Source organism: Lentilitoribacter sp. Alg239-R112, from assembly GCF_900537175.1.
Classification (GTDB): Bacteria; Pseudomonadota; Alphaproteobacteria; order Rhizobiales; family Rhizobiaceae; genus Lentilitoribacter.
This window is the reverse complement of sequence record NZ_LS999833.1, coordinates 940840-965811: the sequence shown is the minus strand read 5'-3', so window position 1 is coordinate 965811 and position 24972 is coordinate 940840. Positions and strand designations below refer to the sequence as shown.

General features: G+C 44.9%; 26 protein-coding genes. 8 read left to right on the top strand and 18 right to left on the bottom strand.

Features of this window, described 5'->3' with window-relative positions:
- Positions 1–60: 60 nt before the first annotated feature.
- A complete protein-coding gene (locus G3W54_RS05155) occupies positions 61–1173 on the bottom strand; it encodes an S-(hydroxymethyl)glutathione dehydrogenase/class III alcohol dehydrogenase (protein WP_162652042.1) in 1113 nt (370 codons plus the stop codon).
- A 109-nt stretch (positions 1174–1282) separates the two neighbouring features.
- Positions 1283–1888: a bifunctional nicotinamidase/pyrazinamidase gene (pncA, locus tag G3W54_RS05150; protein WP_162652041.1), complete on the bottom strand. Its 606-nt coding sequence runs from the start codon at positions 1886–1888 to the stop codon at positions 1283–1285.
- 292 nt (positions 1889–2180) lie between these two features.
- Here pncA and G3W54_RS05145 point away from each other — a divergent pair, with 292 nt between their 5' ends.
- On the top strand, positions 2181–2366 hold the full coding sequence (locus tag G3W54_RS05145; RefSeq protein WP_162652040.1) for a hypothetical protein: 186 nt from the start codon (positions 2181–2183) through the stop codon (positions 2364–2366).
- Between the two features lie 4 nt (positions 2367–2370).
- Here the strand turns inward: G3W54_RS05145 and G3W54_RS05140 are convergent, their stop codons facing one another.
- The 7 genes from G3W54_RS05140 to G3W54_RS05110 all read right to left on the bottom strand — a co-directional run bounded on the left by G3W54_RS05140 (position 2371) and on the right by G3W54_RS05110 (position 7556).
- Positions 2371–2568 (bottom strand): hypothetical protein, encoded by a 198-nt coding sequence (locus tag G3W54_RS05140; protein WP_162652039.1) that lies wholly within the window; start codon positions 2566–2568, stop codon positions 2371–2373.
- A 20-nt stretch (positions 2569–2588) separates the two neighbouring features.
- Entirely contained in the window at positions 2589–3230 is a 642-nt protein-coding gene (locus G3W54_RS05135; RefSeq protein ID WP_162652038.1) for an acyl-homoserine-lactone synthase, read from the bottom strand.
- Between the two features lie 83 nt (positions 3231–3313).
- Positions 3314–4048, bottom strand: a complete 735-nt coding sequence (locus G3W54_RS19350; protein ID WP_162652037.1) for a LuxR family transcriptional regulator — start codon at positions 4046–4048, stop codon at positions 3314–3316.
- A 179-nt stretch (positions 4049–4227) separates the two neighbouring features.
- Positions 4228–4917 carry an ABC transporter ATP-binding protein gene (locus G3W54_RS05125; RefSeq protein WP_162652036.1) on the bottom strand — a complete coding sequence of 230 codons (690 nt, stop codon included), beginning with the start codon at positions 4915–4917 and terminating at the stop codon, positions 4228–4230.
- On the bottom strand, positions 4914–5666 hold the full coding sequence (locus tag G3W54_RS05120; protein ID WP_162652035.1) for an ABC transporter ATP-binding protein: 753 nt from the start codon (positions 5664–5666) through the stop codon (positions 4914–4916). Before G3W54_RS05120 ends, G3W54_RS05125 begins: the two co-directional genes overlap by 4 nt.
- On the bottom strand, positions 5659–6636 hold the full coding sequence (locus G3W54_RS05115) for a branched-chain amino acid ABC transporter permease (protein ID WP_162652034.1): 978 nt from the start codon (positions 6634–6636) through the stop codon (positions 5659–5661). Before G3W54_RS05115 ends, G3W54_RS05120 begins: the two co-directional genes overlap by 8 nt.
- Positions 6636–7556, bottom strand: coding sequence for a branched-chain amino acid ABC transporter permease (locus G3W54_RS05110; protein WP_162652033.1), 921 nt, complete (start codon positions 7554–7556; stop codon positions 6636–6638). Before G3W54_RS05110 ends, G3W54_RS05115 begins: the two co-directional genes overlap by 1 nt.
- A 141-nt stretch (positions 7557–7697) precedes the next feature.
- Between G3W54_RS05110 and G3W54_RS05105 the strand changes: the two genes are divergently transcribed.
- Positions 7698–8645, top strand: coding sequence for a Gfo/Idh/MocA family oxidoreductase (locus G3W54_RS05105; RefSeq protein ID WP_162652032.1), 948 nt, complete (start codon positions 7698–7700; stop codon positions 8643–8645).
- On the opposite strand, the gene G3W54_RS19145 is transcribed toward G3W54_RS05105, so the two are convergent.
- A complete protein-coding gene (locus G3W54_RS19145) occupies positions 8642–8812 on the bottom strand; it encodes a hypothetical protein (RefSeq protein ID WP_174244213.1) in 171 nt (56 codons plus the stop codon). The two genes, G3W54_RS05105 and G3W54_RS19145, sit on opposite strands and share 4 nt — an antisense overlap.
- Complete coding sequence (locus G3W54_RS05100; protein WP_162653570.1) at positions 8809–9264, bottom strand: group III truncated hemoglobin; 456 nt, start codon at positions 9262–9264, stop codon at positions 8809–8811. Before G3W54_RS05100 ends, G3W54_RS19145 begins: the two co-directional genes overlap by 4 nt.
- 96 nt (positions 9265–9360) lie before the next feature.
- Here G3W54_RS05100 and G3W54_RS05095 point away from each other — a divergent pair, with 96 nt between their 5' ends.
- Positions 9361–9756: an Rrf2 family transcriptional regulator gene (locus G3W54_RS05095; protein ID WP_162652031.1), complete on the top strand. Its 396-nt coding sequence runs from the start codon at positions 9361–9363 to the stop codon at positions 9754–9756.
- A gap of 18 nt (positions 9757–9774) precedes the next feature.
- Here G3W54_RS05095 and G3W54_RS05090 read toward each other — a convergent pair whose 3' ends face one another.
- Positions 9775–12147, bottom strand: a complete 2373-nt coding sequence (locus G3W54_RS05090; RefSeq protein WP_162652030.1) for an aldehyde dehydrogenase family protein — start codon at positions 12145–12147, stop codon at positions 9775–9777.
- Between the two features lie 28 nt (positions 12148–12175).
- On the bottom strand, positions 12176–13171 hold the full coding sequence (gene deoC / locus G3W54_RS05085) for a deoxyribose-phosphate aldolase (RefSeq protein ID WP_162652029.1): 996 nt from the start codon (positions 13169–13171) through the stop codon (positions 12176–12178).
- A gap of 119 nt (positions 13172–13290) precedes the next feature.
- Here deoC and G3W54_RS05080 point away from each other — a divergent pair, with 119 nt between their 5' ends.
- Positions 13291–13878 (top strand): uracil-DNA glycosylase family protein, encoded by a 588-nt coding sequence (locus G3W54_RS05080; protein ID WP_244627837.1) that lies wholly within the window; start codon positions 13291–13293, stop codon positions 13876–13878.
- On the opposite strand, the gene G3W54_RS05075 is transcribed toward G3W54_RS05080, so the two are convergent.
- The 5 genes from G3W54_RS05075 to G3W54_RS05055 all read right to left on the bottom strand — a co-directional run bounded on the left by G3W54_RS05075 (position 13875) and on the right by G3W54_RS05055 (position 21313).
- Positions 13875–15776, bottom strand: a complete 1902-nt coding sequence (locus G3W54_RS05075) for a beta-galactosidase (RefSeq protein WP_162652028.1) — start codon at positions 15774–15776, stop codon at positions 13875–13877. The genes G3W54_RS05080 and G3W54_RS05075 overlap by 4 nt on opposite strands.
- Positions 15773–17872, bottom strand: a complete 2100-nt coding sequence (locus G3W54_RS05070; RefSeq protein WP_174244212.1) for an alpha-galactosidase — start codon at positions 17870–17872, stop codon at positions 15773–15775. Before G3W54_RS05070 ends, G3W54_RS05075 begins: the two co-directional genes overlap by 4 nt.
- A complete protein-coding gene (locus G3W54_RS05065) occupies positions 17872–18720 on the bottom strand; it encodes a carbohydrate ABC transporter permease (protein WP_162652027.1) in 849 nt (282 codons plus the stop codon). Before G3W54_RS05065 ends, G3W54_RS05070 begins: the two co-directional genes overlap by 1 nt.
- Positions 18721–19908 carry a sugar ABC transporter permease gene (locus G3W54_RS05060; RefSeq protein WP_343162560.1) on the bottom strand — a complete coding sequence of 396 codons (1188 nt, stop codon included), beginning with the start codon at positions 19906–19908 and terminating at the stop codon, positions 18721–18723.
- Positions 19909–20071: 163 nt separating this feature from the next.
- Entirely contained in the window at positions 20072–21313 is a 1242-nt protein-coding gene (locus G3W54_RS05055; RefSeq protein ID WP_162652026.1) for an ABC transporter substrate-binding protein, read from the bottom strand.
- A gap of 115 nt (positions 21314–21428) precedes the next feature.
- On the opposite strand from G3W54_RS05055, the gene G3W54_RS05050 reads away from it, so the two are divergent.
- Genes G3W54_RS05050 through G3W54_RS05035 form a run of 4 tightly spaced genes read left to right on the top strand, consistent with a single transcriptional unit; the run spans position 21429 to position 24908 of the window.
- Positions 21429–22223, top strand: coding sequence for an IclR family transcriptional regulator (locus tag G3W54_RS05050; RefSeq protein WP_162652025.1), 795 nt, complete (start codon positions 21429–21431; stop codon positions 22221–22223).
- Positions 22224–22242: 19 nt separating this feature from the next.
- Positions 22243–23304 carry a sn-glycerol-3-phosphate ABC transporter ATP-binding protein UgpC gene (gene ugpC / locus G3W54_RS05045; protein WP_162652024.1) on the top strand — a complete coding sequence of 354 codons (1062 nt, stop codon included), beginning with the start codon at positions 22243–22245 and terminating at the stop codon, positions 23302–23304.
- 54 nt (positions 23305–23358) lie between these two features.
- Entirely contained in the window at positions 23359–24300 is a 942-nt protein-coding gene (locus G3W54_RS05040; protein ID WP_162652023.1) for a 2-dehydro-3-deoxygalactonokinase, read from the top strand.
- Complete coding sequence (locus G3W54_RS05035) at positions 24300–24908, top strand: 2-dehydro-3-deoxy-6-phosphogalactonate aldolase (RefSeq protein ID WP_162652022.1); 609 nt, start codon at positions 24300–24302, stop codon at positions 24906–24908. Before G3W54_RS05040 ends, G3W54_RS05035 begins: the two co-directional genes overlap by 1 nt.
- Positions 24909–24972: the final 64 nt, after the last annotated feature.

The window sequence follows — 24972 nt, the reverse complement described above, 5'->3', positions numbered from 1 at the left end:
GAGCTGTAGCCTGCCTCCACATTTTGTGGGGCAGGTTACGGTTTTCACTTCTACCTCAAATCAAAACTCGACAACTGCACGAATACTTTTTCCCTCATGCATAAGATCAAAGCCATGATTGATCTCATCTAGTGTTAATTTGTGCGTGATCATTGGATCGATTTCAATTTTTCCATCCATATACCAGTCAACGATTTTTGGTACATCCGTACGTCCGGAGGCTCCACCAAACGCGGTACCGCGCCAGCTGCGGCCCGTTACAAGCTGGAATGGGCGAGTTGATATTTCTGCGCCAGCAGGTGCAACACCAATGATAATACTTTCACCCCAGCCTTTATGTGCTGCTTCAAGCGCATCGCGCATGACCTTCACGTTGCCCGTTGCGTCAAATGTATAATCTGCGCCACCCTTGGTAAGCTCCACGAGGTGAGCAACCAGATTACCTTCAATTTTTGATGGGTTTACAAAATCGGTCATACCAAAATGTGTTGCCATTTCGACTTTGCCTTCATTGATATCAACACCAACAATCTGATCAGCTCCAGCGAGCTTAAGTCCCTGAATAACATTAAGGCCAATGCCACCTAAACCGAAGACAATGCCTCGTGAACCCAGCTCCACTTTGGCGGTGTTGATCACCGCGCCGATGCCTGTTGTTACACCGCAGCCAATGTAGCAAATCTTATCAAATGGTGCATCTTTGCGAACTTTCGCAAGCGCTATTTCAGGTACAACCGTGTGGTTGGCAAATGTTGAGCAGCCCATATAGTGGTGGATTGGTGTGCCATCCATCATAGAAAAGCGAGTGGAGCCATCAGGTAAGAGGCCTTGGCCTTGTGTGGAGCGGATGGCCTGGCAAAGATTGGTTTTTGGATTTAGGCAATATTCGCATTCGCGACATTCGGGCGTATAAAGCGGGATAACATGATCTCCAACTTCAAGACCAGTAACGCCTTCGCCAACTTCGATAACAATACCAGCGCCTTCATGGCCCAAAATTGCAGGAAAGATGCCTTCGGGATCTGCCCCGGAGCGTGTGAACTCATCAGTGTGACATAGCCCTGTCGCTTTGATTTCTACCAGCACTTCGCCAGCGCGTGGCGCATCAAGCATAACATCCATAACCTCAAGCGGTTTTCCGGCGGCGACGGCTACAGCAGCACGAGTTTTCATAGGGCTTCCTCCAAATAAGTTTATTCGTTATCTTATGTTTATCATTGAGATTGGATAATCGTCCAGTTGATTAATTGAGGGTGAAGAATTGGGATTTGAGTCTTCAGCCTCAAATCAAATTGACATTATTTTCACGCATCAGCTTTTGAGCTGCGGTAAGAGAGCCATCTAAATCAATACCTCGGCATAAAGATTGGTCAACATTCATTTTAAATCCAAGTTTGGCACCATCAACTGCCGAATAGTTTACGCAAAAGTCTGTTGCCAGGCCAACTATCGTCAGTATTTCGACACCTCGTGTGCGCAGGTAACCTTCAAGGCCCGTAGGTGTTTCGTGATCATTCTCAAAAAAAGCAGAATAGCTGTCAATTTGCTTTCGAAACCCCTTACGTACAATCATGTGTGCTTGGTCTACGTCGAGGTCGGAATGAAATTGTGCGCCGTTACTTCCCTGAACGCAATGATCAGGCCATAAGACTTGCGGACCGTAAGGCATATCAATCATGGAAAATGGCTCTTTTCCATCGTGGGATGAGGCGAATGACGAATGGCCTGTTGGGTGCCAATCCTGTGTTAAAATAATTGTTTGGTATGCAGGCATTAGAGTGTTGATGCCTTTGATGATTTTGTCACCCTCATCTACCGCAAGTGCACCGCCGGGGCAAAAATCATTTTGAACATCGATGACAATCAGGGCTTCAGATTGAGGTTTCATAATTTATCTCACTCAAATGGTTAGGTGCGTTGATCGCTATAATTTGGAACCATTATCTAACGAAATTTCAAATTTATGTCGATGAAATTATGCCTATCTGCATATTGCCGTTAGTTATCCAGAGTGCAGAAAATGAGTTCATTGAGTTTGTTCAATCAGGCCTAACGTCGAAGGTATTAAATAAGTAAGTAATATCAACGGAGTAAAGATAATACAATCTATGATTGCTTTTACTTGCTTCTCTATTTTACCGTACTGTCTTAGTAATATTCCATGCAAAATGGAGTGGTTGATGATTGATGAATATGTAACTTGCTCACCTGAGTTGGGTGTAAAAGTTATTCAGGCCATGCGGGACAAAGATGTCCCGGCACTTGTTGATGCTCTGGAAGAGTATTTTCGTCTTAATGAGATCGAATTATCAGAAGAACTTGTGCTTCATTTGAGTTCCTATCGGCGGATGAAACACCTTAACTAACTAACTAACCTGAAGCAGAAAGCAGCGCGCTGGCCTCTTGTTCGCCTAGGCGTTCGTAAATTTGGGCGGATAACATAGCTGCAAGAAATGAAATCATTTCGTCTTTTTGCTCAGTTGCATCTGAATGTATGGTTTCTGCCATATTGTGCCAATGCTTTAGCATTGCGATATCACTTGTTGGTTTTTGCAATTTATTTTTCATGCGAAATCCCGCCTTTGTTTCTATGCTGCTATTCGCGTGTTTGGTGAAAGAACTGATTGATAAATTGAACCTGCTTTGGCGAGCTGATCTATCATGGATTGGTTGGTCTCAAATAAGCCCGCATAGGCCTTGACCTTTCCGATCTTCTGCGGCGTTCCGATGATTGTTGACGTGCATTTTGCCGAGCGAAAAATTCTGGCCATTCTCGCATCATAGACAGACACGATAAAATCTATACCTACTTTCATACCAACCTCGGTAAGACCAAGCAGCAATTCAAATGTAATGTGATTGACGAGTTTTTTATTGAAATTCTCACCTTCTTGCATCACGTCCGGGTTGATCGAAAAACGTGAACTTTCCCAAATAAGCGGGCTTTCAATAACCTCGTCGTCATCTAGAAGACAATTGAACACATCGCGCAACATATTTGGTCCCGTTGTTCGCAGGAGGCGAACGGATCCATAAAACTGCTTCATGTCATCATCTGTGGAGATAAGGTATAAAGGGTTTGCGTCGTCAAATTGATCGATTTCAAGGTCATTTACAACATTCACATCCCAGCCGAGACGTTCGCTAAAGACGCGTGCTCTGGTTCTGTACATATCTTCCACAAGCTGCGGAAATTGATCGAGGTTTGATTGTTCAACAATAGTAATCATGATCGCTCCAATTCGTTTGATCAAATTATTGTAGAAAAATCATGGATGTGAATACGGTAAATTTACCGGGTTACTGTTTCTGATTACCAACTACGGGTAAGCTGATTGGTATATATGGCATTCGCTACGGCTTGTGCAACCGTGTTCGCCTTTAGCTTGTATCTGGCGGTTTCCAGATAGAAACGCACTGTCCGCTCCGAAAGGTCTAGTATGTCGGCGATTTCGGACGCTGTTTTTCCTGCAGAAACCCATTTCAGACATTCAATCTCGCGTTTGGCTAACAAAACAGTCTCCCGCTCGACACCGCGAATGCGTAAGTAAGTTTCAAAAGCTTCAAAACTATAAAGCTGTAGAAGGCGCAAATACCCATTCAAAAAGCTGTCCCATTCCCAGTCTTTCATGTCGCTGTTTATTGAAAAAAGAGCACGTTCTGCATTGCGACCTTTAACAGAAAATGTGATGCCTTGCCGACCGATGCCAAATTCTCTAGCTTCGCCAAACATACGTTTGACTTTTCGTCCAGAGGTCGGAATATCTCTCCAATCTATGGGTATCATGGAGTTAAACCCCATAGAGAGCACAGGATCGATATTCGCGAAATTTTCGTCAACATAGTGCTGTATCCACTCGCCGGAATATGTCACTGCAAGACTAGGCGCCTCATCCGCGCGGCCGGTTATTCCAACACAAAACAATGCCACATGACTCAAGTTATAAAATCGTGCCAAAGATCTGAATTCATTGACCAATTCTACATCGGATTTAGCTCTAGCCAGAGGTCCGAGGAAATCTTCAATTGTGTCATCCAGCTCAGCCATATTGTAACGTCAATCATATGAGCTTGTGCTCATTTCACTATTATTGACGTTAGTAAGTATAACAATTTTCAATAGTAAACAACACTTAAAATTGTATCTAAAAAAATAGCTATTTAAAGTTGTGTTTGATTGCAAAGAAAAGTTCAACTGAGTTTTAACTGCAATACAAAAGCACGGTGTTAAACACCGAGATATCGTTTTGATATATTTTCATTAATATCGCTCGGGTTTCCCGCCCAGACATTTGCTCCTCGTTCGAGGATTACACAATGATCAGAAATTCGGATGAGCTCTTTTAATGTTTTATCGATGACCAATATTGAAATGCCTTGACGTTTGAGCTCTCCTATGGCTGTCCAAATCTCCTGCCTGATAGTTGGAGCTAAACCTTCGGTGGCCTCGTCTAGAATTAGAAGATAAGGATTTGTCATTAAGGCGCGTGCGATCACCAGCATTTGTTGCTCTCCGCCTGAAAGTGTGGATGAGAGTTGAGAGGTTCTCTCTCCAAGACGTGGAAACAAGTGATGAATAGACTTCTCATTCCAAGGCCCGTTAGTGGATGCGGCATGAAGGTTTTCTGACACTGTGAGATTACCAAACGCTCGTCGTCCTTCAGGTACAAGACCCAGTCCACACCGAGCTATCTTGTAGGAAGGTTGCCCCAAAAGCTCCTGGTTTTGAAATTTGATGCTACCTTTTGTGGTTTTCATCATTCCAAATATGGATTTAACAACGGTCGACTTCCCCATACCGTTTCGGCCCATCAAAGATACGACTTGCCCTTCGTTGATGGAAAGATTAACGCCAAAGAGAGCTTGGCTTGCGCCATACCAAGTGTGGAGATTTCGTACATCAAGAAGAAGAGTCATCGATCATCATCCCCCAAATAAGCTTTGCGAACCTCAGCATTATTCTGGATGGTATCCTTATCTCCGGTCGCGATGATTTTGCCAGAAACAAGCACCGAAATTCGATCTGCAAGCGCAAAAACTGCATCCATATCGTGTTCAACAAGAAAAATGGGAGCTTTATGCTTCAGTTTAGACAGCAAAGCGATCATGCCCCGCACACCCTCAATGCCCAAACCGGCCATGGGTTCATCCAGTAAGAATGCTTTTGGTTCCAGAGCCAAAGCAACGGCAAGTTCTAACCGTCTGCGTTCACCGTGACTTAGGGTTGAGGTTTGCACATTTTGTCGGTCCAGAAGATCGAGCTCAGTGAGATAACTTCGCGCAAGTTCAACATGACTTTCATCCTTCATAAACGGTGTAAAAAAGCTGAACGTTCCCCCAGCATTTCCCTGTACCGAAAGCAAGACGTTCTCAAGTGCAGTAAAATTGGTGATGGCAGATGAGATCTGAAAACTTCGCGCAAGCCCAGCTTTCGCTCGCTCTGAAGGTTTAAGCTGGTTTACATCTTCATTGCAGAGATGAATGCTTCCAGCATCAGGTTTAAGTGTTCCGCAAATTTGCCCGATCAGAGTTGATTTTCCAGCCCCGTTCGGTCCAATTAGAGCATGAATTTCGCCCTCACGTAGTTCGATATTAAGATTGTCGCTTGCAATAATGGCTCCAAATTTCTTAGTGAGATTTCTGATTGAGATAACGGGATTAGACATCAGTTCTTCTCCGCGCAAGCAGCCCAACGATACCGCCACGTGCATAAAGGACGACAATCAGCAAAAGAATTCCGAGCCAAAACTGCCAATTCTCAGTCAGGCCACCCAAAATTTGTTCCAATATGATGAAGAGCGCAGCGCCAACTAAAGGACCGTAGAGGCGCGCGACGCCACCCAAAATTACAAAGATCATAATCTCGCCGGATGTATGCCAACTCAACACAGATGGGCTAACAAAACGGTTGAGATCGGTGTAGAGTGCACCGGCAAGGCCGGTTATGACGCCTGAAATAATAAAGGCAATCAGCTTTATACGTTGAGGATTAATGCCGACAGAAGAGACGCGAACAGTGTTTTCTTTAGTGGCTCGTAATGCCAGTCCAAACTTCGAATTTGTAACAAGATGACTGAAATATATGGCCATCATGAGCCAGATAAAACAAATACTGAAGAAGTTTAAACCATCCATAGTGTTTAACCCGGGGAAACTTCCTCTAAGATAAACGGACAGCCCATCTTCTCCGCCATAAGTCGGCCAACTGATCGCAAAGTAGTAGATCATTTGCGCAAAGGCTAAAGTGATCATGATGAAATAGACGCCGCTTGTCCGCAGCGATAGATAGCCAATAATACACGCCACCAATCCGCAAACTATTGCTGCAATAGGCCAGATGATAAGCATTTGGGTTGTGCCTTCAAATTCAAATGGCCAGCTGAACATGGTCTCATAATTGAGGGCATGGCTTGCTAAGATGCCTGCAACATATCCACCAATACCAAAGAACGCGGCATGTCCAAAAGATACTAAGCCACCATATCCAAGCGCTAGATTTAACCCAATCCCTGCCATTGCGAGAATGGTAACTTTGGTCGCCAACGTTATGAAATAAGGTTCGTCGAATAAAGTTCCATATACAGGAACAAGCACAAGCAACAAAATACAGGCCAGGTTGACATGAAATTCCTTCATTAAACAGACCTTCCATATAATCCAGAAGGTTTGAAGATCAGAACCAGCGCCATCAGAATATAAATAAGCATAGAGGCAAGTGCGGAACCGATGGAAATAGCGGCTGCTGGATCAAGAAAACTTTTGAATATGATCGGCAGAACAAAACGTCCTAAGGTATCAGTAAGGCCTACCAGGATTGCGCCAACCAAGGCGCCCTTTATTGAGCCTATGCCTCCAATAACGATTACGACAAATGCCAGAATTAGCACTGGTTCTCCCATGCCGACTTCCACAGATTGGATGGCGCCAATAAGTGCGCCTGCTAAACCCGCCAGTGCTGCACCCAAAGCAAAGACGATGGTGTATAACTTGGAAATATCGACACCAAGTGCAGATATCATTTCTCGATCCACTTGGCCGGCACGAATGCGAATACCCAATCGTGTTTTTGAGATGAGTAGAAATAAACCAATGGCGATCAATATGCCGATAAGGATAATAGCCAATCGATATTTTGAATAAACAATTCCCATTGGTAGTTCAATACTTCCTGATAAAGCGGTGGGAATGTCGAGAAAAAGCGGGAACGCGCCAAACAACCAGCGTGTACCCTCAGAGAAAATCAGGATGAGGGCAAATGTCGCTAGGACTTGATCAAGATGATCTCGATCATAAAGACGGCGGATGACAACGATCTCGACAATTGCCCCTGCGATTGCAGCGGCCATGAGGCTTGCTGCCAGTCCGAACCAAAATGAACCTGTTGCACCGGCAACTGCAGCAGCAGCAAACGCACCGATCATATATAGAGATCCATGGGCAAGATTTATGAGACCCATGACACCAAAAACAAGCGTTAGACCTGCTGACATTAAAAACAACATAATGCCAAACTGAAGACCATTAAGTACTTGTTCGATAACTAAACTAACGGCCATCAACCCCAACCTCAAACACGTTTGATAAGGGGTTTACATCAGTTTAGTATGCTTTGCCAATATGCTCGTTCTTTGCCTTGTGATAACTTGTTTTTACTGCTAGATCGCAGGAATGAATTCTCTTAATATGAGGAGCTAAATATGGCTGCAAAACTCTACAATATTGCGATCGTGGGCGTGGGTGAAATTGCTCGAAATCAGCATATTCCAGCTATCTTGAAAAATGGTGACTTCAAGTTTTGTGCCGCTGTCAGCCGTCATCAAAAAGCCGATGGGGTTCCGAATTTCATATCACTTTCTGACATGCTCGAAAGTGATACTAACGTTGATGCTGTATCACTTTGTGTGCCGCCTCAGGTGCGGTTTGATATGGCTTGTGAAGCATTACTCGCCAAGAAGCATGTATTGTTGGAGAAGCCGCCAGGGATTTCTGTTGTTGAAGTCGAGCGTTTAATTGATCTTGCAAATCGTCAAGGTGTTTCATTGTTTGCAACGTGGCATTCACGTTATGCAGCAGCTGTAGAAACAGCCAAACAATGGCTCTCTGATAAGAGAATTAAATCTGTGAAAATTATCTGGAAAGAGGATGTAAAACATTGGCATCCTGGTCAAAAATGGATTTGGCAGGCTGGAGGAATGGGTGTTTTTGATCCGGGCATCAATGCATTATCGATTCTAACCTACATAATGAATGTGCCATTTCATCTTCAGAAAGCAGAGCTAAAATTCCCACAAAATTGCGAGACGCCGATTGCTGCAGATATGGCGTTTACTGGTGAAAATCGACTTGAGATAGAGGCTGAATTTGATTGGCGCCAAGAGGGTGCCCAACAATGGGATATTTATGTTCAGACCGATGCTGGCAATATGCATCTTGCTGAGGGTGGTAGTCAGATGCTGATAGATGGTGCATTGCATTTTGAAGCGCCGGAAGCTGAATACCCAAATATTTATGCGCGGCTTTCGGATCTATTAAATTCAAATCAATCAGACGTTGATATTATGCCACTTAAACATGTTGCAGATGCTTTCATGTTAGGTAAACGCACCATTGTAGAGCAATTTCATGATGACCGGAGTGGGCACTAATCCACATAGAATTTCAAGGCAATCCAAAGAAATACTACACCCCAAAAACACATATTGATGAAGGAACGCATGACGCCGCCATCTTCTTCAATCGAGATGCCTAAACGTTTGAGAACCAGAGTTCCGGGTAATAAAAACCCAGCTAGCAATAATTTGAAGATACTCATTTTTCAATCCTGTCATTTGGTTTGAGTTGCCATTTAGGAGGTTGAGCAAATGGGTCTTGGTTGCGTGAAAGCCAAAGGCTGGTCGCGATGTTTTTTGCTGCACCAAATACGAGAGGTGCAGCATCCGAGTGGAATATCGAATATGCTGTGTCAGCGAAGAGAATGAGCCATTGTTCAAAATTTTCTTCCGTCAATCCATCAATCTTTTGGTGAATTGGAACAGGCTGCCCTTTATATTCGCCAGACTTGAGTAACACAGATCTCCAGAACACCTTCATACGTTCAAGATGTACTGGCCAAGTATTTTGTATATTATTTGCAAAAATCGGTGCAAGAGCATCGTCTTTTTGAACACGGGCATAAAATGTTTCAACCATTTCAGAAATCTGTTCCTCTGTAATGGTTGGATGTAATGCTATTCGTGCAGATCTTGGGTGAATATGATGTGTCATTTTGCTCAATTAATCATTCATATAATTTGCATCTTTAAACTAATGTAACTTAATGTTAAAAGCAACATATAAAATGAATGATTAAATGGTGCTCTTATGCGATTAAACCAAGCAAGTGACTTTGCTCTACGAATTTTGATGTTGCTGGCAAGAGAGAAGCAACCGCTGACAGTTGAAGTCATCGCAGAAAAGCTGAACTTGGCAAAGTCTCATACTATGAAAATTGTTGCCAAATTGGTCAAAGTAGAGATTTTGCTTTCCCACCGTGGGCGACATGGTGGCATCAGTCTTGCCCTGCCACCGGAAGACATTCATGTTGGCGAAGTTGTGCGTGTCATTGAGCAGGACTTTGCGATGGTGGAATGTATGCAAGCTGGAAAGCAAACATGCCTATTCTTGCCTCAATGTAAACTCAAAGGTTTGATGCATGAGGCAAGATCGGCGTTTCTAACGGTCCTTGATAAGCAGACCCTTGCGGCGATCATGCCATAATTCCCATAAACCAGAGAATTATTCGCCGTAAGGAACCCAGACGTTTTTGATCTCAGTCGAATGACGTAAAAACTCTTCCGAGGCACCTTGCGCCTCATCGAGCCAGTCGATTGCAAGACCATTATTGACCCAAGTTCGCTTCATATTGTGAGCTGCGGCATCTTCCACAAGTTTGCACCCATTTTTGTCGCCATGATACCAAAGGCCATCAATATCGGCGTGCTCTGCAAGTGTTTTTGCAAGTACATTCCGATCGCCTGTGACGATATTCACAACACCTGCTGGCAAATCTGATGTATCGAAGACTTGATATAAATCTGTCGCAGCAAGCGGAGATATAGATGAGGGCACAATGATTACTCGGTTACCCATAGCAATTGCTGGCGCAATCATTGATGTGAAGGCCAGAAGCGGATTCTCATCGGGACATAATAGACCTAAGTTTCCAACAGCTTCACGCATAGCAAGCGCGACACCACGAATGGGGACAGAGTGCACGTTCCCGTCATATTTGTCGGCCCATGCCGCATAGGTAAAGAGGCGATCAATGGATGTCGCAACCTCTTGCGTAGCAGTTTTGGCAGTTACACCGGTCATTGAGCGAATGCGTTCTTCAAATTCTGATGCGCGTGCAGAGAGGTTTTCGCCGATATAATAAAGGATTTGCGCGCGAAGATGCCCCGTTGTTTTCGCCCAGTTTGCCGCCTTGTTTGCGGCCTCAACGGCATTTCGAATATCTTTTCTATTACCCTCACCAACATGGCCGATAAGTTTGCCCTTGGTGTCTAATACCTCGCGAGCATAAGCGCTATCCGGTCGGGATTGCTTGCCGCCTATATAGAGCTTTGCTGTTCGATCAACCGATGCCTCTACGACACCAGTTTTCTCTTTCATATCTAAAGCTTTTATGAGCTGAAGCGACTTGAGGTAGGTGGGTTTTACATATTCGTACAGACCTTCCTTGCCTCCTTCGCGTCCAAATCCACTTTCGCGCATGCCGCCAAATCCAGCGGCAGCGTCAAGTTGGTTTGTACAGTTAACCCAAACAACGCCTGCCTTAATTTTTGGCGCCATATCCATGGCAAGATTAATGTTTTCGGTCCAAACACTCGCGGCTAATCCATAGCGCGTATTATTTGCAAGTTGGACAGCCTCCGCTGGGGTTCTAAATGTCATGGAAACAAGAACGGGTCCGAAGATTTCGTCCTGTGCTAATTTGGAAGCCGTGTCGACATTGGTTAGCAATGTTGGTGGGAAGAAAAACCCTTCTTTTGGTAGTTCTCCAGACGGGCGGATGGGCTCCGCTCCGTCATCAATTCCATATTGAACAAGTGTCGTGATTTGCTTGAGCTGATTTTCATCAATAATGGCGCCGATGTCCGTCGACTTATCCAATGGATCGCCAACGCGCAAGTTTTCAATGCGGTAACGCAACTTGTCATAGAGTTTTTGGGCAACAGGTTCGTGTACCAAAAGGCGTGAGCCTGCACAGCAAACCTGGCCTTGATTAAACCAGATAGCATCAACAATACCCTCAACAGCGCTATCGATATCTGCGTCATCAAATATAATAAAAGGAGATTTTCCGCCCAGTTCGAGCGTCAGTTTTTTGCCAGATCCTGCAATACGCGAACGGATGATGCGACCAACATCAGTTGAACCGGTGAAGGCAACTTTATCAACGTCTTTATGTTCGGTGAGCGCTGCACCGATGGCACCATCGCCCATGACGATATTAACTACACCTTTTGGCAGTCCTGCCTCGGCGCATATTTGGGAAAATAGCATTGCGGTCACAGGTGTTAATTCAGCGGGTTTAAGGACAACGGTATTGCCCATTGCAAGTGCAGGGGCAATCTTCCATGCCAACATGAGAAGCGGGAAGTTCCATGGGATAACCTGACCGACCACGCCAACAGATTCCATGTCGGGAAGTTCTCGTTCCATGAGCTGTGCCCAGCCCGCGTGGTGATAGAAATGACGTGCGACTAACGGTACATCAATATCACGACTTTCTCGTATCGGCTTACCATTATCCAGTGTCTCTAGCACAGCCAGAAGGCGTGAATGTTTTTGTACAAGGCGGGCGATGGCATAAAGGTATTTCGCGCGCTCATGGCCGCGTAATGCAGCCCAGGATTTTTGTGCTTTGCGTGCAGCTTTTACTGCTTTGTCGATGTCGTTCTTCGAGGCAGGTTGAACGCGCGCGAGCACTTCCCCTGTACCCGGATTAACGGTATTAAAAAAACCATCTTCGGCAACTGACAGAAATTCGCCATCAATGAATGAACGAATTGTCCATTCTTGCTCCTCAAGCCATTTTAATGCTGGGGCTGAATCTTCTGGCGCCTTGCCATAGTCCATCGTGTCCAAAATCTCGTTGATTGTCATCTATTTATCCTAAAGCTAGTCGCTCTTATTAACCAATTGGGTGACGGAAGGAAGCCGAATACCGACCAGTAATATAATGTTCAAGCTGGCGTTCAATATCGCCAAGAAGTGAAGATGCGCCAAAGCGGAACAGTTCTGGTTCCAGCCAATTGCGACCCAACTCTTCCTTCATTAGGGTGAGATAAACCAATGAGTCTTTGGCTTTTGAAATCCCGCCAGCTGGTTTATAGCCAACCGCATAGCCCGTTCGTGCACCGTACTCGCGGATGGCACGAACCATGACGAGGCTAACAGGTAGCGTTGCATTGACGCTTTCTTTGCCTGTCGACGTTTTAATAAAATCAGCACCCGCCATCATGCAAACAAGCGACGCACGGGCAACATTTCGCAATGTGCCAAGTTCACCAGTTGCTAAAATTGCCTTAACATGTGCTTCGCCGCAGGCTTCGCGAAATTCTCGCATTTCCTGATAGAGTGCGTGCCAGTTACCTTCAAGCACATGGCGACGAGAGATCACGATGTCTATCTCGCTGGCGCCAGCTTCAACAGACATTTCAATTTCTTTGAGTTTGAGCACGTGCGGTGTCAACCCGGCAGGGAAACCTGTCGAAACGGCAGCCACTGGAATGCCTGTTCCTTCGAGCGCGTGAACGGCTGTTTCTATCATTTCATGATAAACGCAGACAGCGCCCGTAGTAATGTTACGGTTTTCCAAGCCAAGCGCTTTGATCAGATCGGCGCGAATGGGTTGTTTGGCCTTCGCGCATAGGCGGCGCACACGATTTGGCGTATCATCGCCCGACAATGTTGTGAGGTCCATACATTCCACGGCCTTGATCATCCATGCAGCTTGCCATTGTTTTTTAATGCTACGGCGTGCAGGGATGGTAGCGGCCCTGCGCTCAATAGCTGATGTATTGGCCTGCACTGCTTCAACCCAATCAAGGTCAAGATCCATACCCGCATTGCGGTCAATGACCCCTGAATTCTGCTTTAGCAAGGCATCTATGCTTTGTTGTGTCATATCATCATCTCATTCTCGCGAAAATGTGTATATCCGCATTACACTTTGTACTTTGTGGCGATCTTACTTTTGATATATCTCTTTTCCAAGTGTTATGTTTGATCTTATGAAGGTTTGTTTTGAACAATGTAAATAAAAGTATCGACCGCTTACTTAAAGATGTGCGCTCTTGCCAAGTATGCGAGGGGTTACCGCTCGGCCCAAGACCGATTTTACAAATGAGTGGAGACGCTAAAATTTTAATAGTCGGGCAGGCACCTGGACGTATCACACATAACAAAGGTATCCCATTTGACGACCCATCGGGTAATCGTTTGCGTGACTGGTTAGGTATCTCACGTCAGACTTTTTATGATGCGAAGAAAATGGCAATCGTTCCAATGGGGTTTTGTTTCCCAGGGACAGGTAAGGGCGGAGATCTTCCACCGAGGTCTGAATGCGCTGAAACATGGCGTGAAAAGCTGCTTGCAGAACTGAAGAATGTCGAACTTACATTGGTCATAGGTCAATACGCGCTTGATTGGCATATTAATGATGGTCAAAAAATGACGCTTACAAAACGTGTGTCTATGTGGCAGAATTATATGCCAAACATGTTGCCTTTGCCGCACCCTAGTCCGCGAAACAACCGTTGGTTAAAGACAAATCCATGGTTTGAGATCGAGATTTTGCCTGCGTTGAAAGCGCGCGTAGACGAACTTCTCTAGTGTTCGATCCACGTAGCGCCCGCTGCCGACAACACGATATCATCAAGGACCTGTTCATTTTTCGAGTAATTAAAGAAAAAAGTATGGTCGCGCGTGCGCTTTAGGCGAACCCCAGTTGGTAGTTCGAGTGTCTCAATATCCAGTTCAGAAAGAATTCTTTTAAAGGTTAGTTTAAGTGCTTCGTCATCAAGCCAAGCCGCAAGGTATAACAAGTTATTTTTACGAATTAAGATGGGAGCGCCATCTGCTGTTTTCTCGATGACATCTTCGCTGGTCTCAATTTCTTCCACCCAATTTATGGCTTTGCCGCCGTTTTTGAGTTTGCGGTCGACATTCGAACGCAGTGTTTCGACGCGCGAAACAGTTATATCCAACTGATCTAGATCAGGTGCAAGGTTTTGCGGAATTTGAAAATCTTTGGTTTTCGAATTGAAACGAGGGCCTGCGAGAACCAAGCCATCAAATGTATTTAATGAGTGCTTCAAATCATCATCAAGAGTGAATAATCCTGGGAGTAGGACGAGTTTATAGCCCTCTAATTTGGGTCCATTCCCGCTGATGATATCTACATCTACGCCCATAGCGCGCAGACTTTTATAGCAATTAAACAGCAGTTGGAAGTAATCAAAACTCGCGCCTTGCGGTTGAACCTCACTTGCCCATTGGGATGGGTAGTCAAAGATCAATGCAACGGGTGCTTGTATCTGAGTAACATCACCAAACGCTTCGATATCATCCTTGACTTGTTTAGCTTCTACAAGGCCTTGCGCGTCCTTATGGTCGGGTCGCAAAAGGCCTGCATGCATTTGCTCTTGGGCAAATGGCGCTTGCCGCCATCGAAAATAATTAACGGATTCGGCACCATGGGCAATAGCTTCCAAACTCCATAAGCGAACCATACCATTAAGGGGTGCTGGATTAAAATGCGCCCAGTTCACCGGCCCAGGCTGTTGTTCCATGACCCATAAGCGGCCATTTCCCACATTGCGGTACAGGTCATGATGAAAAGCCTGGAAATCAGGGTCACCTTGCTGATAATATTCAGCTTTGTGTTCTTCACTAGCCTTAATGATCATTTCAAGGAAACCAAGTGGATAGCTGTCCCAACTGGCAATATCTAAATCTGCGCCAATATCAAAATGATCAAAGCCGGTGACCTTTCCCATATAATTATGAACAAGCGGCATATCAGTATATCGACGCAAAATATCAGCCTGCAACTTATTGAATGCTACAACTTGATCTGACGAAAAACGGCGAAAATCCATAACATGCGATGGGTTTGGTTCTGTTACTGTAAGGTTCGGAACATCAATCTGATTAAAATCATCATATTCCATCGACCAGAAAATATTACCCCATGCCCGGTTTAAAGCCTCAGGTGATTGGTACTTTTGTGCAAGCCAATTCCGAAATTCGTCGCGTGCAGATGGACCGAAAGATAGCGTTGTTTCGTGGCATCCATATTCATTATCGGTCTGCCAAGCTTGCACCGCAGGATGTTTTCCATAACGCTCCGCCATCAAAGTTACGATATTTGCGCATTGTTGTTTATAACCTTGATGAGAGAAGCAATAATGGCGACGTGAACCAAATTTGCGCGGCTGACCATTTTGATCCATGGCAATCATATCGGGGTACTTTTCAATAACCCAATTTGGCGGTGTCGCCGTTGGTGTTCCCATGATGATTTTCAGGTTTGCATCGCTCAGAATATTGACTGCGCGATCTAGCCAACCCCAATCTAATTGGCCTTCTTTTGGCTCGATCCGGCTCCATGCAAACTCGCCAATGCGAACCCAGTCAATGCCTGCATCACGCATACGTGCCGCATCATCACGCCAAATTTTTTCATCCCAATGTTCAGGATAATAACAGGTGCCTATTGTCGGTTTCATAAAATTTTCTGTCCTTCAACAACCCACATCGTTGCGGGGAAAGCTAATGGTAATCGTATGCCCATATGCATCAGGCTTTGGCCTGATAATTCAAGCGGCCCATCTCTTAAAGCGACTTGGCCACGGCTCGTACGGTGAGCATCTTCCGGGTTTCGTAAAGATAGCTTGTATCGAGCATTTGGATCAAGGCCAGTAAGTGCAGTGGGTCGCGCGAAAATAGCATCGGTTGTTCTCATCTGCCCAACAAATACGACGAAGCGATCACCGTTTTCTGATATACATATTTCAGCGATCTGCGATTGATCACTCGTGTCAAGACGATGCGTAAAACCTTGATGCATCCAGACCCGGTTCTCGCGATACCAAGATGTTACATCCTTTAGGATGCGCGTTTCATCGTCGGTGAGTTCGCGCGGGTCCATTTCAAAACCCATATGACGACTGGCAGCAACCCATGCTCTGAAAGACATCGGCAAAATGCGTGCAGATGTATGACATAGGCGCGGTCCGACATGAGAACCCACCGCATCATTCGGAAGCCACATTGCAGCATTATTTTGAATCTCGAAACGTTCAAGCGCATCATTGCTGTCAGATAACCACACGCGCTGGCAATGTTGCAATACACCAAAATCTATTCGCCCACCGCCAGATGCGCAAGATTCAAACTCAACATCCGGGTGTATTTGCCGTAAACGAGCTAACAGAGCATAAAACCCATCTGTTTGCTTAGAGCTTGTATAGGGTAGAACACGATTGTGATCCCACTTCACATAAGTGATTTTATGAGAGCTTAATATTGCGCTTACCTTCTCAAATAAGTAATCACTCACCTCAGCCTTGTCGAGATTGAGCACCATCTGCTGCCTGCCGAGTAATTGATTATGATCACCCAAAATCCAGTCTGGATGTGCACGGTAAAGATCACTGTCAGGATTAATCATCTCAGGCTCGAACCAAAGGCCAAATTCCATCCCAAGATCATTGATGTGATCGATAAGCGGAGTAAGGCCATCTGGATATTTACTTCGATCAATATTCCAATCACCTAGACTCGATGTATCATCGTTGCGTCCTTTTGTAGGCGAACCAAACCAACCATCATCAAGAACAAATCGCTCCGCGCCAAGCGTCTGAGCGTGTTCCGCTATTTCCTTCAATTCATCTAACTTATGATCAAAATAGACCGCTTCCCAACAATTGTAATGTACAAGGCGAGGGCGGGTTGCGGCTTTAAATGGGAGGATTTCCTCTCGCGCATGTTTTTGAAAACTATGTGCAATACCGTTTAGTCCATCACCAGAATAACATGCAAATAGCGATGCTGTTTTCTTGTGTGTTGTTGGGCAATTATTAGCATCTGAAGAATGGCCAAATTGAATTTGCCGACGCCCATCTTGCAGCTCTTCGGTGATCATGCGGTGTCCGCCGGACCAACCGTAATGCAAGCCAAAACACCCACCTTTAGAATTTGTGGTGCCTGTTTCGGGGATCAGAACGCCTGGATAGGATTCATGCCCTGATCGACCTGACGGGGTTTCGCGTAGCCTTGCGCCAGATACCCAGGGAACCTCTTTCATTTGAAATTCGCGACACCAACGGCCAGAGATTTCTATCGTATTGGTCGAATTCTGTGGAGCCGGTAGAACCGGTGCGGATAACCAATCGATAAAGATAGGTTCCTTACTATCTACACGGGTCTGCATTTCCAGTATGTCAGAGCTTTGATGCGCAGTAATTTCAAAACGAATTGATATGTCATCACTGGCCGCTTTGCAGACAAATACTAACTTATCTTTCGAAACATTTACGTCAGTATGCGTGAAGTCGGGACACAAGCTGGCACCATCAGGACGCCTGAAGATATTGCCATACTGGCCTTGAAATGTTGTCGTGATTTTTGGTGATAATGTAATATCAGGCACTGCATCCAGCATACCACCTGCGACATCCATATTCGTGGATAATGCAAGTTGGGTTAGGTCTTCAGTTTCTGGTAAAGGCGCACCCCAGTAGCACACAGAGGGAAGCTGCTGCTTCTCACCCTGCTTAAAAACTATGCTCTGACGTGGCGTGTTAAGACGCCATGTCTTCATTATTTGACGGCTCCTAATGTAAGGCCAGCAATAAAGTGCTTTTGCATCAGGAAGAACATAAGCACAGGAGGAGCAGCTGCCAATAAGGATGCTGCAGAAATTAATTGCCATTGTTGCACAAATTCGCCGTTTAACGAACGAACACCCACGGTAATCGGCAAGCTGGCCTCGTCTTGGATCATCACAGTTGCCCAGAAGAAGTCATTCCAGATAAATGTGAAGATCAAAACGGCCAAGGCTGCAATAGCCGGTTTTACTAATGGCACGACCACATACCAGAAAATCTTGAACTCACCGACGCCTTCAATGCGCGCAGATTCAATCAAGTCAAAAGGTAGGGCTTTCATGAAATTACGCATGAAGAGTGTGCAGAAACCTGTCTGGAATGCAGCATGAAAAAGTACGAGACCAGGCACTGTATTGTAGATTTCTAAGCTGTTTGATAGGTCAATAACCGGCAGCATTAATATCTGAAATGGCACAAAATTGCCCGCGACAAAAATGAAAAATAGCGGCAGCGCCCAGCGGAATTTGTAGGTTGCAAGCGCATAACCGGTAATGCAAGCAAGCGCCACTGATACAACCACAGTTGGTATAGTAATAATGAACGTATTGACCATGAAATTCAATGCATCTGGATGCGTCAGAACTTGAGTGTAGTTTTCAATGAAATTGAATTCACTCGGAACACCAAAGACGTTACCAGTATTGATGTCCTTTGACGAACGAATAGACGTCATAAAGATCGCGAGAATTGGCAAAAGCCAAATAAGAAGCGAGAATGGAAGAATTGTTTTGTAGGCTAGTTGCATTCTAGCGGATGATTTTTCAATTGGAGAAGGAAACATTTATCTGCCCTCCCTTTCATCTTGATACATTCTGTAGAGAAAGCCGCTTATGAAAACGAGCATGATCGCAAATAGAACCGTTGCAATTGATGAGCCATAGCCGTAACGGCCAACACCTTCGCCTACAGCTTGGTCGAACATATAATAAGATAGAACATTCGTTGATCCAAACGGGCCGCCTTGGGTCATTGTCGCAACCATATCAAATGAACGAAGCGCCCCGACAACAGTTACAACCACAGCGATGAATGTCGCAGGCTGCAGTTGGGGCCATATAATGAAACGTAGCATGTTCCAACCCTTGGCATTATCTAAGCGGGCTGCCTCGATTTGATCGTGGGCTACATTGTTAAGGCCCGTTAGATATAAAATCATGCAGTAGGCTATTTGGGGCCACAGACCAGCCGCAATAATCCCGTATGTTGCATAGTCCTCGTCGCCTAAAATGGATGGTGGATCGATGGAGCAAACAGTCGTAAGATTTCCCATGATATTTGTTTTGTCTTCGCAGAAGAATATGCCCCATGCTTCAGCCAGGAGGCCAAATTCAGGATTATATGCCCAAGCAAATATTAGCCCGACAACAACTTGCGAGATTACAAATGGGAAAAAGAAGAGGGATTTATAAATCCGGATACCACGAACGGTTTGGTTCAAGAATAATGCAAGAGCAAGACCAATTGGAACAGCAAGCATGAATAACCCAAGCCAAAGAAAGTTGTTCCAAAGTGACGTCCAGAATTTTGGATCATCCCAAAGCACGACATAGTTATGCAAGCCAATCCATTCACCAGTCCAAACGCCGTTGATGTCATAAAGACCATCCCAACGAGTGAAAGAATAGGAGATTGACTGAAAAATCGGGATGATGACGTAGACAGAGAAAAACACAAGACCGACTGATAAGAATATCCAGGGTGAAAATGCAATCTTGTTCCGTTTGTAAATGGCTGAATTGGTGATCGCAATAAACAAAGCAATTAACGCAACGACCAGAAGCGTAACCCGGATTAAAAATGCGGGGACGCGGGCCAAAGTACGTTTTTCGTAGTTAAATGTGGACATAACGCTGTCAATATTGATGTTATACATAGCAACAAGTGCCGCGACAGCAAAAAGTACACAAACCACTACCAGTGGCATGTTGGAATCTGTTCGATTTATCTGCATTGAAGTGTCTAACGCCATTGGTCCCTCCACAAGGCATTGATCAAAACTCAGATCATTAGCCTTCAACTTAATCCTATGATCAAATTTTATATCATTAGAGGCAAGTGTCTAACGATATGAAATGTGGTCAGTGTTGGAGAAGAGGGCCGGCAATAGCCGACCCTACAGATTTTTAACGAACCTATTTGTAAACTTCAGCCTGAACTTTATCGAGATCAGCCAAAATTTCATCAACCTTGCTTGGATCAAGCATGAACTTTTGGAAGCCTTCCATACCGGCCTTTGCCATTGCAGCCGGTGCGTCACGGTCATAGAATTGAGCTAGACCAGAAGCCGTTGATACTGTTTCAAAGCCTTCAACAATGAATTTGTCATCTTTGTTGATTTCTGCATCTGAGTTTGGTGGAAGTTGACCAAGAGTTTTATTCCATTCGCCCTGAATTTGTGGCGTTGCAATGAAAGACAAGAACTTCTTCGCGTCTTCTTTGTTCTTGGCATTTGCTGGAATGAACAGCGCATCCGCAGGAGCTTCCTCAGCACGAGCTAACCCAGGTGTGATTTCTGGAAATTGGAAGAAATCGATTTGATCATCCGTCAAACCAGCATCTTTATAGCTGGATACTGAGAAGTTGCCCATGACGTACATTGCTGCATCGCCATTTGCAAAAGGTGCAATCGCATCTTGCCAAGACATCGTTGCATGGTTTTTAACAGGTGTACATTTGTCGATCATTTCTGCCCAGTTAGCAAAAGTTTTCTTAATCCGGTCATCTGTGTATTTGATTTCACCTGCGGTCAATGCATTGTGCACTTCATAGCCATTGGTGCGAAGATTGATGTAATCGAATACACCTGCGGCAGTCCAAAGGAATTTTGTACCAATTGTAAATGGTGTAACCCCAGCGTCTTTCATCGTGCCGCAAGCCTGAAGCATTTCGCCCCAGTTTGATGGTTCTGAAAGATTAAGCTTATCAAAGATGTCTTTGCGGTAATAAACGCCCCATTGGTAATATGTGTATGGAACACCCCATTGCTTACCATCACGCGTCATGGTCGGTTTAATGGCTTCAAATTTTGAAGATAGATTTGCATCCGATGCCCATAGGTCAGAGATATCTTCAAAAAGGCCAGCATCAACAAACGGAGCCATTCGGTTGCCCGGGTACCATGATGTGATATCAGGCGCATCGTTGGTCAAAAAGTTACGGATCGCTGATTTGTGAGCTTCACGGTCTGTGTTGTTTACAGTCACATTGATATCTGGATTTGCAGCTTTAAAAGCTTCTACAGCTGCTTCGAAAGCCGCTTTTGGTGCTGGGTTCAAGTCATCAAAGTTAATGACGAGATCACCGGCCATCGCGGCTGTCGACAACATAGATGTCGCAAACAATCCCACAATACCTGATTTTAAAATTGAATTCATTTCTCTCTCCCTTTGTTCCAAATAATGAAACATAATTTTGAATATTGAAATCTTAAATCGTTTGCGGTAGGGTTGTCAATAATATTTATCGCTAGGTAACGGCGATGGGGGAGGGATGACAGAAATGGCGCAGGCAAATGTTGGAGATGGGACTGTTGGAAAGGCACTGGCTGCTTTAGACCAAGTTGCGTCTATGGGGCGGCCTGTTAGGTTTGGGGAGCTATTAGAAAATAGCGAATATCCTAAAGCGACACTTTATAGGTTTCTTCAGACACTAACCAATCAAGGCATGTTATCCTTTGATAAGCACACGCAAACCTATAGTTTGGGCGTACGCCTGATTAGGCTTGCCCATGCTGCATGGCGCCAAAGTTCACTTGCTCCAATCGCACGCCCGTTTGTCAAAGAACTTGCTCAAGACGTACAGATGACAGTTCATTTAGCACAACTTGATGCTGGGCAGGTGCTTTATGTGGATAAGCGTAACCCTGCAAATCCGATTGAAATGTATTCTGAATCTGGCAAAGTTGGGCCGGGTTATTGCACAGGTGTTGGCAAGGCTATGCTTGCGTATCTAGAAGAAGAAGAACTGCAACAAGCACTTCAGCAACAATCCTTCCACAAATTTACGGCAAATACACTAGATAATGCAGATGCACTGATCGCTCATCTATCCGAAATCAGAAAATCTGGAATTTCGTTCGATAGGGAGGAGCACGAGTTGGGTATTATCTGTATTGCCGTTCCAATACTGAGCGTGAAAAACCATGTTTTAGGTGCCATTTCCGTTACGAACTCAACCCATAGATCATCACTTGATGAGATGGAGAAACTTGCGCCGCGTGTTCTTGAATGCGCGAAACAAATTGCTACGGCCTCGGAAACATGGCGTTTTCCGGAGCACAACTAAAACCACTAAGGAGCCCTGCATGTCTGGTCTTAAGCTTTCAAATATTATTAAAAAGTACGGCAAAGTAGAAGTCATACACGGTGTCGATTTAGATATTGATGATGGTGAATTTGTGGTTTTTGTCGGCCCGTCTGGTTGTGGTAAATCAACACTTCTTAGAATGATTGCTGGCCTGGAAGAAACAACAGGCGGTCAAATCGATATCGGCGGTAACGACGTTACACATGCTGATCCCGCAGAGCGTGGCATTGCCATGGTTTTCCAAACATATGCACTTTATCCGCATATGACCGTGGCAGAAAATATGGGCTTTGGTCTTCGTATGAATAAAGTGCCTAAGGATGTCATTGATGAGAAAGTGGCAAAAGCGGCGGCGATCTTGAAGCTTGAAGAATATATGGACCGTAAACCAAAAGCGATGTCTGGTGGTCAAAGACAAAGAGTAGCCATTGGTCGCGCAATTGTTCGTGGACCGGAAGTATTTTTATTTGATGAGCCTTTGTCAAACCTGGATGCCGAGCTTCGGCTCGAGATGCGCGTCGAAATTGCCCGCCTTCATCGTGAACTTGGTACAACCATGATTTATGTGACCCATGATCAGGTTGAAGCGATGACGCTTGCTGATAAAATTGTTGTTTTGCGTGATGGTCTTATTGAGCAAGTTGGTGCACCGCTTGAACTCTACGAAAATCCTTGCAACCAGTTTGTGGCCGGTTTTATAGGTTCACCTGCAATGAATTTTGTTAGCGGTGAACTGAAAGCTGGAAGTGTAACAGCGGAAGCATTAGCTGGAGCTAAACTGTCTCCAAAGTTTAAAGATGCCATCGCTGATGGGTCTGTTACAATAGGTATACGTCCAGAGCACATTGAAACTACTGACAAGCCAGGTAACTTAAGCGTTGATCTCGTTGAAGAACTTGGCGGCGTATCGTTTATCTATCTATCGACCCAGTCGGGAGAAAAGATCATCGCAGAAAAGAACGGTCGAGCGAATGTCAAACTTGGTGATAGCGCCGGCGTTTCTTTTGACGAAAAAGATGTTCTTTACTTTGAAACTTCAACTGGTAAGCGTCTGTACTAAACGGTTTCATTTTAAGCACTATTGTTCAGATTATGAAAGGACAGGCGTATTTTTATGTTAGATGATCGCAAAGACACAAGCCTAGACAGGGGCGAAGACACGTGGATTGCGGTTGATTGGGGTACCAGTAATTTACGTGTTTGGCTGATGTCATACAGGCAGGTGGTCGACGCAAAAACAGCAGATACAGGCATGAGTTCACTTGAACCTTGCGAATTTGAAGCCGCATTGCTTGAGTTAATTTCGGATTGGCTTGATGATCATTCAGGTACCAGAATGCAAATTGTTGCTTGTGGAATGGTCGGCGCACGGCAGGGGTGGATAGAAGCACCTTATGTGCAAGTCCCTTGCAATCCTGTTGCAAGTAAAATTGTTCAACCCAAGACACATGATCAACGTTTGGATGTGAATATACTATCTGGTCTCAGCCAAATGGACCCTCCCGATGTTATGCGCGGTGAAGAAACTCAGATTGCAGGTTTTATATCAGGTCGTGAAGACGTGTCGGGTATTCTATGTATGCCAGGAACGCACAGTAAATGGATTTGTCTTAATCGGGGCATGGTCGAACAATTTACGACAGCTTTAACTGGTGAGCTTTATTCGCTGATCTGTGAGCATTCTGTCCTAAAAACGCTGACAGATAAAAAAAGTGCCGATGCAGATGAATTTGCGAAAGGCATAGCAAGGGCTGTTCATGCGCCAGATATGGTTTTGAATAGTATTTTTTCCTTACGCGCTCGTGCTGTTTTGCAGGGAGCAAATCAAATTGAAACAGCTGCTTTTCTTTCCGGCTTATTGATTGGTTCTGAGATCGTATCGATTATGAAGAACATGCCGTCAGGAAAGCTCTATTTATTAGGGGCTGGCAAGTTAGGCGAGCTTTACAGTCAGGCTCTTCATATTCTTGGTCATGATTTTGAAAAGATAAATGTGACCGAACTCACGCTTAAAGGTCTAATTCAAGCACGAGAAACTCTTACAAAGGTAAAATAATGTCAAGAAATTTGATCGCGATTTTGCGCGGTGTTGAAAATCATGAAGTGTTAGAAATCTGCCAAGAATTGGTAGCAATCGGGTTTAATAAGATTGAAGTTCCACTCAATTCACCGAATGCTTTGAAAAGTATTGAAATATTATCAAATGCCTTTGATGATGATATTATGATTGGTGCAGGCACTGTGTTAAGCGCCGATGATGTTCTCAACGTAAAGAAAGCAGGTGGTACTTTGATTGTCTCACCTGATTGTAACCCTGATGTGATTGATGCAACGATAGCAAACGGTATGGAAAGTTGGCCCGGTGTCGCAACTGCGACAGAAGCGTTTACTGCCATTCGTCACGGTGCAACAGGTTTGAAATTATTCCCCGGTTTTGCACTTAAGCCAGAAGGTCTCTCCGCACTAAAAGCAGTACTGCCGAAACATGTGCCTGTTTATGCGGTGGGTGGTGCAGGTCCGTCTAACTTTGCGGAATGGGTCAAGGCTGGTGCCTCAGGCTTTGGTCTTGGTTCAGCGCTTTATCAGGCAGGATTATCTGCGGGTGAAGTTGCCGCACGTGGCAAAGATATTCTTGAAGCTTACGACAAGGCATTTCAAAACTAACCCTTCCAGACACTCGTAAGATATATTATCCCTCTGACGGTCAGAGGTTTTTGTGCTGGTAATC

Bases quoted from the DNA above. Each gene is read 5' to 3' on its own strand.
- G3W54_RS05140 (WP_162652039.1), bottom strand. From the start codon at position 2,568: ATGAAAAATAAATTGCAAAAACCAACAAGTGATATCGCAATGCTAAAG.
- G3W54_RS05070 (WP_174244212.1), bottom strand. From the start codon at position 17,872: ATGAAGACATGGCGTCTTAACACGCCACGTCAGAGCATAGTTTTTAAG.
- G3W54_RS19350 (WP_162652037.1), bottom strand. From the start codon at position 4,048: ATGGCTGAGCTGGATGACACAATTGAAGATTTCCTCGGACCTCTGGCT.
- G3W54_RS05155 (WP_162652042.1), bottom strand. From the start codon at position 1,173: ATGAAAACTCGTGCTGCTGTAGCCGTCGCCGCCGGAAAACCGCTTGAG.
- G3W54_RS05145 (WP_162652040.1), top strand. From the start codon at position 2,181: ATGATTGATGAATATGTAACTTGCTCACCTGAGTTGGGTGTAAAAGTT.
- G3W54_RS05040 (WP_162652023.1), top strand. From the start codon at position 23,359: ATGTTAGATGATCGCAAAGACACAAGCCTAGACAGGGGCGAAGACACG.
- ugpC (WP_162652024.1), top strand. From the start codon at position 22,243: ATGTCTGGTCTTAAGCTTTCAAATATTATTAAAAAGTACGGCAAAGTA.
- G3W54_RS05095 (WP_162652031.1), top strand. From the start codon at position 9,361: ATGCGATTAAACCAAGCAAGTGACTTTGCTCTACGAATTTTGATGTTG.
- G3W54_RS05050 (WP_162652025.1), top strand. From the start codon at position 21,429: ATGACAGAAATGGCGCAGGCAAATGTTGGAGATGGGACTGTTGGAAAG.
- G3W54_RS05135 (WP_162652038.1), bottom strand. From the start codon at position 3,230: ATGATTACTATTGTTGAACAATCAAACCTCGATCAATTTCCGCAGCTT.
- G3W54_RS05065 (WP_162652027.1), bottom strand. From the start codon at position 18,720: ATGTTTCCTTCTCCAATTGAAAAATCATCCGCTAGAATGCAACTAGCC.
- G3W54_RS05120 (WP_162652035.1), bottom strand. From the start codon at position 5,666: ATGTCTAATCCCGTTATCTCAATCAGAAATCTCACTAAGAAATTTGGA.
- G3W54_RS05060 (WP_343162560.1), bottom strand. From the start codon at position 19,908: ATGGCGTTAGACACTTCAATGCAGATAAATCGAACAGATTCCAACATG.
- G3W54_RS05105 (WP_162652032.1), top strand. From the start codon at position 7,698: ATGGCTGCAAAACTCTACAATATTGCGATCGTGGGCGTGGGTGAAATT.
- G3W54_RS05035 (WP_162652022.1), top strand. From the start codon at position 24,300: ATGTCAAGAAATTTGATCGCGATTTTGCGCGGTGTTGAAAATCATGAA.
- G3W54_RS05100 (WP_162653570.1), bottom strand. From the start codon at position 9,264: ATGACACATCATATTCACCCAAGATCTGCACGAATAGCATTACATCCA.
- deoC (WP_162652029.1), bottom strand. From the start codon at position 13,171: ATGACACAACAAAGCATAGATGCCTTGCTAAAGCAGAATTCAGGGGTC.
- G3W54_RS19145 (WP_174244213.1), bottom strand. From the start codon at position 8,812: ATGAGTATCTTCAAATTATTGCTAGCTGGGTTTTTATTACCCGGAACT.
- G3W54_RS05090 (WP_162652030.1), bottom strand. From the start codon at position 12,147: ATGACAATCAACGAGATTTTGGACACGATGGACTATGGCAAGGCGCCA.
- G3W54_RS05115 (WP_162652034.1), bottom strand. From the start codon at position 6,636: ATGAAGGAATTTCATGTCAACCTGGCCTGTATTTTGTTGCTTGTGCTT.
- pncA (WP_162652041.1), bottom strand. From the start codon at position 1,888: ATGAAACCTCAATCTGAAGCCCTGATTGTCATCGATGTTCAAAATGAT.
- G3W54_RS05125 (WP_162652036.1), bottom strand. From the start codon at position 4,917: ATGACTCTTCTTCTTGATGTACGAAATCTCCACACTTGGTATGGCGCA.
- G3W54_RS05055 (WP_162652026.1), bottom strand. From the start codon at position 21,313: ATGAATTCAATTTTAAAATCAGGTATTGTGGGATTGTTTGCGACATCT.
- G3W54_RS05110 (WP_162652033.1), bottom strand. From the start codon at position 7,556: ATGGCCGTTAGTTTAGTTATCGAACAAGTACTTAATGGTCTTCAGTTT.
- G3W54_RS05075 (WP_162652028.1), bottom strand. From the start codon at position 15,776: ATGAAACCGACAATAGGCACCTGTTATTATCCTGAACATTGGGATGAA.